Annotated in this window: 12 protein-coding genes; all 12 read right to left on the bottom strand. The window is 50.0% G+C overall.

Features of this window, described 5'->3' with window-relative positions; all coding sequences use genetic code 11:
• Positions 1 to 281 precede the first annotated feature (281 nt).
• The 12 genes from NSQ46_RS23570 to NSQ46_RS23625 all read right to left on the bottom strand — a co-directional run bounded on the left by NSQ46_RS23570 (position 282) and on the right by NSQ46_RS23625 (position 11113).
• The gene (locus NSQ46_RS23570; protein ID WP_342574921.1) at positions 282 to 3302 is read right to left on the bottom strand and encodes an FtsX-like permease family protein; all 3021 of its coding nucleotides are present in this window, start codon (positions 3300 to 3302) and stop codon (positions 282 to 284) included.
• A 160-nt stretch (positions 3303 to 3462) separates the two neighbouring features.
• Positions 3463 to 4230: an ABC transporter ATP-binding protein gene (locus tag NSQ46_RS23575; protein ID WP_342574923.1), complete on the bottom strand. Its 768-nt coding sequence runs from the start codon at positions 4228 to 4230 to the stop codon at positions 3463 to 3465.
• Positions 4231 to 4328: 98 nt separating this feature from the next.
• Positions 4329 to 5030, bottom strand: coding sequence for a type IV secretory system conjugative DNA transfer family protein (locus tag NSQ46_RS23580; protein WP_244152735.1), 702 nt, complete (start codon positions 5028 to 5030; stop codon positions 4329 to 4331).
• Positions 5031 to 5130: 100 nt separating this feature from the next.
• The gene (locus tag NSQ46_RS23585; RefSeq protein WP_007130974.1) at positions 5131 to 5322 is read right to left on the bottom strand and encodes a hypothetical protein; all 192 of its coding nucleotides are present in this window, start codon (positions 5320 to 5322) and stop codon (positions 5131 to 5133) included.
• Positions 5323 to 5343: 21 nt separating this feature from the next.
• Positions 5344 to 6249 carry a hypothetical protein gene (locus NSQ46_RS23590; protein WP_007130975.1) on the bottom strand — a complete coding sequence of 302 codons (906 nt, stop codon included), beginning with the start codon at positions 6247 to 6249 and terminating at the stop codon, positions 5344 to 5346.
• Positions 6246 to 7121: a PcfB family protein gene (locus NSQ46_RS23595; RefSeq protein ID WP_040739002.1), complete on the bottom strand. Its 876-nt coding sequence runs from the start codon at positions 7119 to 7121 to the stop codon at positions 6246 to 6248. The genes NSQ46_RS23590 and NSQ46_RS23595 overlap by 4 nt, the downstream gene beginning before the upstream one ends.
• Complete coding sequence (locus NSQ46_RS23600; protein WP_007130977.1) at positions 7030 to 8439, bottom strand: relaxase/mobilization nuclease domain-containing protein; 1410 nt, start codon at positions 8437 to 8439, stop codon at positions 7030 to 7032. Before NSQ46_RS23600 ends, NSQ46_RS23595 begins: the two co-directional genes overlap by 92 nt.
• Positions 8440 to 8453: 14 nt before the next feature.
• Entirely contained in the window at positions 8454 to 8810 is a 357-nt protein-coding gene (gene mobC / locus NSQ46_RS23605) for a plasmid mobilization relaxosome protein MobC (protein ID WP_040739004.1), read from the bottom strand.
• Positions 8811 to 9078: 268 nt separating this feature from the next.
• Positions 9079 to 9396, bottom strand: coding sequence for a type II toxin-antitoxin system RelE/ParE family toxin (locus NSQ46_RS23610; RefSeq protein ID WP_007130979.1), 318 nt, complete (start codon positions 9394 to 9396; stop codon positions 9079 to 9081).
• Positions 9374 to 9664 (bottom strand): type II toxin-antitoxin system Phd/YefM family antitoxin, encoded by a 291-nt coding sequence (locus NSQ46_RS23615; protein ID WP_007130980.1) that lies wholly within the window; start codon positions 9662 to 9664, stop codon positions 9374 to 9376. The genes NSQ46_RS23610 and NSQ46_RS23615 overlap by 23 nt, the downstream gene beginning before the upstream one ends.
• A gap of 164 nt (positions 9665 to 9828) precedes the next feature.
• Entirely contained in the window at positions 9829 to 10779 is a 951-nt protein-coding gene (locus NSQ46_RS23620) for a DUF3991 domain-containing protein (RefSeq protein ID WP_007130981.1), read from the bottom strand.
• A 49-nt stretch (positions 10780 to 10828) separates the two neighbouring features.
• Entirely contained in the window at positions 10829 to 11113 is a 285-nt protein-coding gene (locus NSQ46_RS23625; protein ID WP_055109589.1) for a hypothetical protein, read from the bottom strand.
• Positions 11114 to 11152 lie beyond the last annotated feature (39 nt).

Consider the following 11152-nt stretch of genomic DNA (forward strand, 5'->3'; position numbering starts at 1 on the left):
TGCAGGCGGCTCATTCAGGTTACAAAAGGGCGAGGGAGTGGGTATGGGTGAAGGAGTTTACGTCCGCCCTTTGAACGTCGTGTTGTACTCTTCTAACCTTTTCCAAGAACACGACGTTCAAGAGCGACCAGAACTCGTTCCCCCTCCCGACAACTGCAAGATTATAAAAGAGGGATCTGTCCCTAGTCATTTATGACTTTGAGACAGCCCCTTAAAATTAGAGTAGTAACCCGTAGTGCTTGATTTTACAACTTTTCCTCTAGATGGTTCAGTTATGACCGTTATTCCAACACCTCCACATTCGCATAAGGAGATTTTGATGACTCTAACAGGGGCTGCGACACCCCTTTCAGATGCATGTCGAAAAACGCGGTAATGTAATCGCGTTGTGCCGCAAGCGCCTGTTCCGGCTCGACGATTCCAACACTCCCCTGGACGACTTGAGGAGAAAGGCTCAGCTTACTGCTTATTTGCGGCAGCAGATATTGTTGATCGGTGAACGTATAATGCGCCCCGTTCGGTATCGCTACATCTAGTTTCCACCCGCTCGACTCGTTCCAGAACGATGCCCTATCCTCCGCCGTGAGATGGGGATCCACCTCTCCCTCGTCGGTAAAACCAGCATTCATTAGTAAAAACGGGCGGTCAAGTCCATGCTGAGCAACCGGAAGCAGGTGGTTGGGTAAATAGCCCATCGAGCCATCCATATCGATACCGGCGCCGATTCGCTCATCTTCATACATCGCTTGGGCAGCCGTTGCGCCGCCAGCAGAATGACCAAAAATGCCGATTCTAGATAAGTCCAGTGCAAGGTCCAACCCTTCAGGCAGCTCACGTTTCGCATGATCCGGATTGTTCCCTTCCTTGAGCGCCTCCAGTCGATCCAGTACAAACCGGACATCATCAACCCTGACGCTCATCATTTTCAGTACCGTATCCGCCCCGAAATCAGGCAATTGCTCGGTCTCTATTCTCCCTTCGGGAAACTCGACGACCGTTGTCTCATATGTATGGTCAATGGTCACAACGACATAGCCATTACTGGCCAATTCCTGAACGTTAATCGTACCTAGACTTCTCGGAACAGATCCGCCCGGAGAATATATGATGACAGGCCAGCCCTTCTCTCCGTGCTCTGCGGGTGCGTTCAGCGAAGCATGAACGCCGATGTTGGATAGATCGATTCGGCCGGGCTCTACTCCGATTGTCGGCATGACGGTTTCGTCGTAAAATGCAGCTGCGTTTGGCGGTATATATTTGGCTTTCTGGCCAACCTCCCGGGTGGCCGGGTACCAGATGCTGATCATAAGCTCCCGCTTTCGATCCTTTACCCAAGGATCGGCTCGGTCGATATCTGTCAAGTGGAGCTCCGTCACGCCCACTGGCATCTCGCCAGTCGGCTCAGGTAACGTGATGTGAATCCGTTCACCGGTATGCGGTTCGTCGTATTGTACTGGCGGTTCCGCCAAGATGAACAGGCTAACGGCCGCAACCATTACGGCTGCTGAGGCGAACATGGCGAACCTAACCTTACGAGCAGACTCCCCGTTAATAAACTTTATGATAGAATTTACTGTGATCATGTAATATGTCATATAGATCACCATAAACAATCCAACGCAAACCAATATTGGAAGCAGGAGATTTATACCACCCATTCCTCCGAAGAGCTTCCGCAGCCAGTTAAAGATAATCAAATAATGACCGAGGCCGACCAACAGCGGCAACAAGAAGATCAGTGCGTTCTGTTTCAGGATCGTAGCGGCGATTTCCTTGTGGCTCACGCCGATTTTTTTCAATATCTCATAGCGAGAACGATCGTTCGTCGCCTCCGTCAACTGTTTAAAGTATAGGATACTTCCCGTTGCTAGAAGGAACATCACACCCAAAAACCCTAGAATGAAAACATTGAAAGCCGCATTCTCGATGCCGAGGCGATACACGGAATAATAGGTCGACAGCTTCATTTCTGATGTCTGTATAGCTGCAAGCGCATCGGCAGTCTCTTTCGTATTCTTCTGGTCCTCAACGATGTAACCAACATATTGCTTGGTAGGAACTTGCGCTTCCAGCTTGCGAAATGTATCGTCCGCAACGACGACCATAATATCCGGATAATGCCAATTGAGAACACGTTCAAGCGTCATGCCTGCAAATGCTAAATTAACGTTCCCATTAGGCAAATCCAGGGTGATGGTTTCTCCTGCATAATCCGCCCATTCGTAATCCGTATACATGGGGCGAATAGCGATCGCATGGTCAGATTCGTTCAACGTTAACCGGTCAAGACTCAGCGCATCCGCTACACGATTATATGTGCTAGCCGCTATCACTTTCACCGGATGCTCGGCTGCCTTGCGCTCACGATCAGACAAGATATCGTCGCTTGACGCTTCGCCGCTCAGATGAATGACCGGAATCGACATCTTGGCTTTCACGGGATGCGCATCGTCGCCACGTATGATCTCCTCGACCTTTTGATCGACTTCGTCATCCTGCGCAATATGCATGTAACTAAAAGGTGCCGTTACACGTGCCGTGTGCTCGTAAGCGTAGTAAGTGCTGAAACCGAAACTGAAGGCGCATAGTGCGATTGCGGACAAGATGGTAATGACGCTTAGCGTGCGTGCATTCCCTTTCATTCGGTACACCAGGTTGGAAATCATGATTAGGTTCATGCCCTTGTAATAATGGGACTTCCGCCTCTTGGCGTATTTCAGCAGGTAAATAACGAGCGATGAAAAAAGCAAAAAAGTTCCTGCGATGATGCCGACGGTCATGACGCCCAGGTTCGTAAAGATCTGTTCATTATTTTCAAAATTCCGAAGTCCAAATCCGTAGCCGACGATGAGCAACGCGACCGCGGCGGCAGCGGGAACGATCGACGCCCTCGGTTCCTGCTCCCCTTCCTGCTCTGCGCGGAACAATTCGATAAGCTTGAATCGATAGACCAATCGATAAGCTTGTATAGAAGTTATTGTAATTAGTATAAGAAATATAACCACAGTGGTAAGCACCGCAGGAAGGGAGAACGTGATTCCGACATCGACAGCTACTCCCAATAAGCGCATTAAAATCATGGCAAACAGCTTCGACAATAGCGTACCGGCCACAATGCCGAGAACCAGGACGCCGGCTCCAATTGTCATATTTTCATAGAACAGCATCCGGCCGATTGTTTTTTTTGGAAAACCTAATAAAGCATATAGCCCGACTTCTTTTTTTCGTTTGTGGGTAAAAAATTGGCCAGAGTACATCATAAAGACGGATACAAACAATACCAGGATGATTGATCCAACCATGAACACAGATTGCATGCTATCTGAAGATTCGACAGCCTCGACTACCTGCGTACTATATTGTAGTGAAGCAAAGACATAAAATATGGCGACGCTTGCGAACATGGAAAATAAATATATGAAATAGTTGCGAAGATTACCTTTTATATTTTTCTTGGCCAACTCAAATAACGTCATCCGTACGCCCTCCAAGCACCGTCAACACATCCAGTATCTTTTTAAAGAATGCTTGTCGCGGTGTCGTTCCTTTGACGATCTCGGCAAAAATGACACCGTCTTTTAGAAAGAGAACTCGACTGCAGTAGCTTGCCGCTAATGCATCATGAGTCACCATCAGAATGGTCGCATGCTCTTGTTCGTTCAGTTCATTTAGCGCCTCTAGCAGGCTGGCCGCAGCTTTAGAATCCAGCGCTCCCGTCGGTTCGTCGGCCAGAATCAGTCGCGGACGCGTCACAATGGCACGGCAGGCAGCAGTTCGCTGTTTCTGACCTCCGGAGATTTGGTAAGGGTATTTTTCTAGAATATGCTTGATGTTAAATCGTTCCGCAATGGCAGACACTCTGTTCTCCAATTCGTCGACCGATATACCGGACAACGCGAGGGGGAGCAGAATGTTTTCCTTGACCGTCAACGTATCCAGCAAATTATAGTCTTGAAAAATGAATCCTAGCTTGGATCGCCGAAAAGCCGATAACTGCGCCTCGTTCATTTGAAGAACGTTTTCCCCGTCGATCACGATGCTGCCGGAGGTCGGTTCATCGATGGTGGCGGCCATATGAAGCAGTGTTGTCTTCCTGGAGCCCGATGGCCCCATAATGCCGACAAATTCTCCTTCGCCTATGCACATATCGATCCCGTGAAGCACCGGCACGACGTTCCCTTTATTCCCATAACTTTTCGTTAACGCTTTTATTTCAATAACCGTTTCCACTGTATCTTTCCTCCCTGCTTTCCCTTTTTCAATTTCCATCGTACCATGCCGGTGACTAGTTATCCTTACGCTGAACTTACGTTTTTCTACTGGCGAGCTTACATTTTTGTCACGGTACTAGTTGCAGTAGTGTTAGCCGAATTAAGATATAATAGGATTAAGGATATGGAGGCGTATGGAATGAAGATGAAGATAATGATCGTAGAAGACGACCCGACTATTCGGGGGTTAATCGGCGAGACCGTCGGGAAGTGGGGATACGAATCCGTGACCAATTTCAAGACATCCTTGTCGTCCTGCAAATAGACAAACGGGTTATAGCCATGCGAACGATGCGGGTGAATCAGGTCCAGCACTTTGATGTCATAGCCTTTGGCTTTAAGCAGATGACCGGTGTCCCGCAATATTTCCCCCTTTGGGTCCAGAACGACATAAGAGGTCGAGGCTTGCATCACATTCGGCTTAGCATAGAACCGTGTTTTGCCCGCGCCGGAGCCGCCGACAACCAACACGTTCAGGTTCCGGCGATGCTTGCGGCCATCCAGACCGATTTTGACCCGCTGCGTCAAAATTTTGTTTTGTTCCGTCCGTCTGTCTCGATACTTGGCATTGACGGTTTTCGCTCGGCCCCAGCGGGCGCTGCCGTGCTCTTCCCGCCGACGATAATTCCGTGGTGTCGCCAAATAAACCCCAGCGCAAAGCCCATAGATCAGCGCAAAAATCAACAAGCAGCGGGGCGTATCGTCCACCCACTCTATGTTAAGCGGCTGGCGCATCGCCGTGCTGAGATGGACCAACATACTCGGCAATCCTTCTGACCATGCGGGAGCAACCAACAGTGCCAACCAGATGACGGGAATAAAAAAAGCCGCAAAGAGTATCAAATTACTCCTTGCGGCTTCATCGCGTTTCATAATGCCTCCAGCGCTTTTTATTTAGAAGTGGGGCATCAATCATTTTTAACAATAAATCATCCACGGCATCCGTCGGTCGTTTCTCACCGATTAAGTCATTTCGTAACGCATTCAGCGCATGGACGACTATCCCGTGCTCATAATGATTCAAAGACAAGATTCGTTCCTGTTTTTTCATAGCACTCCCTCCAGACAAAACTTAGCGAACCGGATCGTATCGTTTAGGCTGGCGCTGTTGTGACAGGTTCCGGTTCATTCTCTGGGATGTTTGTTGAAAAGCTTCCTTCATGAGCGTCAACTCGGCACGAACTTGCTGCGGTTCCAACCCGTTCCACTTCTCCGGCGCTCGATCAAAGCGGAAGGTGTCGGTTGCAACACCAAATTGCCTGCACAACATATAAGAAGCGGAGTAGGCAACAAACTCGTTATCTGAGCGGTTGTACCGTCCATCGCCACGATCCAGTTCAGCATGTGTCAGTTCTTGGGCAAGCGCTCGAAAAATATCGCCGGCCTCAAGCCCGCGACGAATGGTAATGTTTTTTGTATCTGGCTGATAGAACGCGTGCTTTACCGATGGCAACGCATCACCAATGCCAATCGGAACAGGGGCGAGGTCAATTAACGCTTTAATACGGGCGCGATCATCCGGGAATGCCGGTTCTTCCCGTTTCAACGCGGCGGTCGTTTGCGCAATATCAAACATCTTTTTCGGATTGTAGCTGATACCGGTGCTGCCATCCTGCTTTTGATAGGTTTCGCCCGGTTCCAGAATGTAAAACCCTGTTTCCTTTCGACGAATGAATACCCCTTGTTCCTTCCATGTGTCAAAATCGGCAATGCGAGTCGCGTTTGGCCGCTGCGCCAGAATCAGCAACGCATTGGCCACGCTATAGCGGTCAAAGCGGCTCTGGACATCCAAATATTGCTGGAACGCCTCACCGTTCTGCATCACCGACAAGGTGGTGGCATCAATCGTATCATATGTCCATTGCCGCAGCTCCTGTTTCTTTTGCACCCATGCTTCTTTATCGAAGGATGGTTCGGTTGTACGGAAAGAAGAGGAAGCCGCAGCATCCTGTCGGAATAAATCATCCAGTTCGCTCATTTGGCTTTCCCTCGCTTTCGTCCTTTTGCTTTGTTGGCTTGTTGTTTATCGGCGGCTATCCGCTCCTTTCGAGACGGCAACGGTTCCGCTTGTTCCCGCGGCTGTCTGTCTTTCTCCCATATCCTTTGCTGCCGGTTCTCTTCGCGTATTTCCCGCAATAATTGACGGACGGACACTCGCTCCGGCTCTTGACGAGAAGGTGGATCAGTATCCCTTGCGGTAACCTCGTTGCGCTCGAAGGTATTCTCGGACGGATGGGACGTTTCCGCCGGTTCCTTCTCCGCTGTTGAATGGTCGTCCTCCGATGGAGTCGGCTCCGGCAGTTCGGACTTTCCCATCAATTCATCCAACAAGTCGTCCGTATTCCTTTCTTCTGCGATTTCCTTCGACAGCTCTTGTTCCTGAACTTGCTCGTGACCTGGTTCATGTCCTTGTTCCACAGCAGGAGCTTCGGACATTCCATTGGATTTTTCAATTTCACTCTTAATTTTGGCGGTATCCACAGTGGCCAAGTGGAAACGCTCCACGATCCGATTGATTTTGGACGCATCCTCCGCCCGGACCATCACATCGCACATCCCGTCCACGTTCTTTTTGTCGCGCAAAGCACAGTACAACACGCCATACCGCTTGGCTTCCTTGCAGAAGGTTGCCAGGTCTTCGTTCTTGACCGCAAATACCTTTAATTCTTTCCCACTGCGCAGCAAACTCTCCAACCGGATGCTGCCCTTTGTTCGTTTTTGTCCTTGCAAGGCCGCAAACAAATATACCGCCAAATGCTTAGCGCCTTCGCCGGAAATCTTGGCCATGACTTCGATGCTTTTCAAGCTCATGTTGACAACCTGATTGGCGGCTTCCGTTTCGGTACTCATCGAAAATTTCCTCCTTTCGATCCTGTGCGCCACTTCTGTTTAACGTCTCTCGTAATTCTCCTGATCGCTCCAAAATGCCTTGAACCAGCTTCACCTCCTTTCGAAGCGAGGCAAGCCGTTTAGAACAAACAGCAATTTGCGTTTTGTATTGTTCTCGCTGGCCAGCATCCTTGCAGCGGCGAATTCGGTTGTACAACGACTTGCGCTTCAGGTGCAGGGATTGGATCTGTTCCTCCAACCTGTCACGGAAAGCGAGAAGCTCCTCTTGATGGGTGAGGCGATACTTGCATAGCAGCTTGGTTTGCTCCATCAATACCGACAAGTGTCTCAAATCCTCCCGAAGTCTAAAGGATGGCTTTTTGACAGGCTTTCGTTTTCTAGGAAGCACACCCATTTCAAACAAGTAGCGGATATATAAAGCTTGCAAGCCGCGCAATTTGCGACCAGACCGAACATGGCTCTTACACATGGCACGTCGTCTGCGGACATGGGATGGCCTTTCCCGTTCAGGTATTCGGTTTCGCAATATTCGCTGCTTGATCGCTTCCTCGGTATAGCCATCGCCTAGACTGCGCAAACGGACAAAGCGTGTCTTTCCAGGCGGCCGTATCGCCATATGTTTAACCGCCGTTTTTAGCTCATAACCTTGCTTTTGTAAATGGGCAAAAAACTGTGTCATCGTCATGGAAGATGCAATAGCCTGATCGATGTCCTGCCGGATTAGCCCTCTCCATGTTGGCTTTCGCTCACGTTCCGCTTTCCATTCTCCATAATGCTTGGCTTTGCCCGATTCGGGATGCTCGATCACCGACAAGTGATGTTCCTGGCAAAGCCGGTCGGATGTCTGTCTCAGCAGGGCATAGGAAGCTTTGTTGTCGTAATACCGTTTCCCATCCACAAAGGAAACCGAGTTTAACACAAAGTGATTGTGCACATGCTGTTTATCCAAATGGGTCGATATGACGACTTCAAAGCGCTCCCCCCACAACTCCTGTGCCAGTTTAACACCGATGGTATGGGCGATTTGCGGCGTTGTCTCACCCGGCGCAAACGCTTGATAGGCGTGAAAGGCCAATATGCCGTCCGTCTTAAAAAACTGCCGCTTCGTCCGCTGCATCTGCTCATAAGCCGTTGACGGATCGCAGTTGACACCGCTGACATATAGTTGCTTCTCCGTCTTGGCATCCGCCTGTGTATATACGAGTACCTGCTCCAAACCTCCGCCTTCGCTACGTTCTGCTGTCTTGTCAGGATTTGCGGCGTAATCCAGCACCCGCTTAAGCCTGTCGGTCACACCCCAGATTGCGGTCGTTGCCACGCGAAATTCCCCCCTTACGGCGGATGCACATTTGGATTCACTGGTGGTCTTCGTTCCGGTTCGGTTACAGACTGTTGAATCTGCTGGACTGCGCGGCGCAAGCGGTCGGCTTCCACCTGAAATGCAGCCCGTTCTAGATGTCCAGTCGTATGGGCCTTCACAGTGAGTTGATTCAGGTTATTCCCAATAGCGTTTAGTTCACGCATCATCGCGAAATAATCCAGGGGCGGTAGCGGTTTGGGAGTATACCCATTGATCAGTGCCCGAATGTACGCTTCCCGAGAAAGTCCCGTTTTTTTCACTTCTCTCATAAGGCGAGCATGCTCGCTTTCATTTAAGCGAACCAGAAAAGAGATTGGTCGTTTCCTCATTAGCATCACCCCTTTCCGAAAATGAGCTACCGACAGAAAATCTCATCGCCGCGGGACAATTCGAGCATCGAGGCAATAGCATCGTGCGAACGGGGTCTTAGGGGCTATGCCCCTAACAAGCGAATTTGGATATCCAAATTCAGTGCTTGCTACAACACGAGACAGTCGTCTCGCGTTGCCTTCAAGGCACCTGCCGGGAAAAAGAGAGGGACCCAAAAAACACAAAAAAGACGCCGATCCGCTCAGCGCCTTCCTTCGAACTTTTTTGTTATCTCACCAACCAGCGATAATCCTGACGGCAGTCTACAATGTAATCGACATACACGATTTCATCCTGAATTTGATATAACACCAGATACCATTTTTCCACGAACATCTTGTGATACTTGTTTGACGGGATAAATTCCGCTTCCAGAAAAGGATAGCGCTCCGGCATTCGCGCCAAGGAACGTATCGCTTGCAGTAATTCGTTTTTCGTTTTTCGCGCGGCATCCGGACTTTTCTCCGCAAGAAATCGCACATGAGTCGCCAGCATTTGGCGGGCGCGATCGGAGACGATGATCTTATAACGGGGCATCTTTTCCATGCTGCACCTCGTCAATAATGCCCTCCAGGTAAGCGTCCAGTTCATCCGGCGTCACGCCAACACGGCCCGCCAAACGATCTTCTTGCACAGCGAGCAGTTCTTCACGCAGCTTTAACATCTTCTCGCGACGGGAAAACGTATCAATGTCCATTACGACAAGATCGCCTTCACCGTTCTTGGTCAGATAAACCGGTTCCCCGGATGTTTTGCATAGATCGGCGATTTCATTATAGTTTTGCCGGATACTGGCGGAAGGTTTGATAATCATCTTGGTCACTCCTTGCATAGCTGTATATTGATTTTATTATACCTATTACATGCTATACAATCAATGCGGCTGCACTTATCCCCATATATTCACATCTTATCCACATGCTGTGAAAATTTTCCGTAGCCCAGAAAGAAAAGACGCCAACCGTTCAGCGTCTACCGCTATCGGGATGGTTCACCGCGTCTTCTTCGGAATTCCATCAAATCGTTGTTTACATCCTTTCCGAACTTAGGCGGCTCATCGGATATGAGAAGGGCGGGGGAGAGGAGCCTCTGTATCGTGGCTGCCGCCAATCGCCCCGGCTCATCATTGTCCAGGTGCAGGACAAGTCGATTCACCTGGGGAAAGCACTGCAAGTAATGCGTTAGGGCAGACGGGGGAGTAGAGTCCTCCCCATTTGTCCTGGGCCTGTATATTCCGGCCAGCGACAGCTTATGCGCCTGCCGCCAATCCCGGCCAGCGAGATGTTCCAGCGTACAGTAGGATAAGAGATCAATAGCGCTCTCAAACAGATGCAGTTCCGTACAGTTTCCCGAGGCCGGAATGGAAAACGAATACCGCTTGTCGCTGCCAGCGGCTTCCCCCATATAACGAGTGCTTGTCGTACCGCGTATCGCCGCATAGCGCGGCGTTCCTTGCTGGTCGAAACCGACGAATACCGCGTTGTGATAGCGGCGGCTTTCATACAAACGCCCCGTTTCGAGACAGTAGTCGATCAACGTGCGATGGATACCACGTTTGCTGAGATAGGCCATGACGCGATGCGATGTACGATTCGGTTCAGGAAGTTCAAACCGCGCTGGAGATGAGCGTTGTTGCAAAGATTGCGAAAATGCAGGTGCGCTGCCTGGATGAACGCCTTCCATTTGCAGCACCGCATCGGGAAAAGACATGCCCCGCACTTTGATCAAATAGTCCAGCGCCGAGCGCCCGCCGATCCCCCTTGACCACCAGTACCATTTACCGTTGGAAATTTTCAAGCTGTCGTGTGTCCGGGTGGTGTAGACATTGCGGGAGCATCGGACCAGTTCTGCCGGCTCGTACATTTGCAAATATGTGAGCAGGTCCAGTCTTTTGGCACGTTCGATCTGTTCCTTGTTTACATAGCTCATTGCCGCAGCTCCTTTTGGAAATCCAGGCAGCGTCCGATGGGGTTATGGTTCATCGTGCCTTACCCCTCTTTTTGGGGTACGTATAAGCTCTGCCTTCCTTCAACTTCGTAACGCCTTTCTTGTTCATGAATGCGTCTAAATCGCCTTCATGAACTTGACTGGTCACCCCGTTTGAGTCGCGGATGTAATCATACGTGTCGCCAAATCCGTTTTTCTCTTTGGATATCAACTCCAACGATGGCACGGTTTCTCCCTCCTTGATCAAGCTGGTTCCGTAACCAAAAGGCGGCAAAATCGGACAAAAGCATCCGCCGCTTGGGCTGGCATACAACATGTTCATTCCTCCGGAAACGAGAAAAGGACCCCAAAACCG

This window comes from Paenibacillus sp. FSL M8-0142 (genome assembly GCF_038597315.1).
Taxonomy (GTDB): domain Bacteria; phylum Bacillota; class Bacilli; order Paenibacillales; family Paenibacillaceae; genus Paenibacillus_AQ; species Paenibacillus_AQ lactis.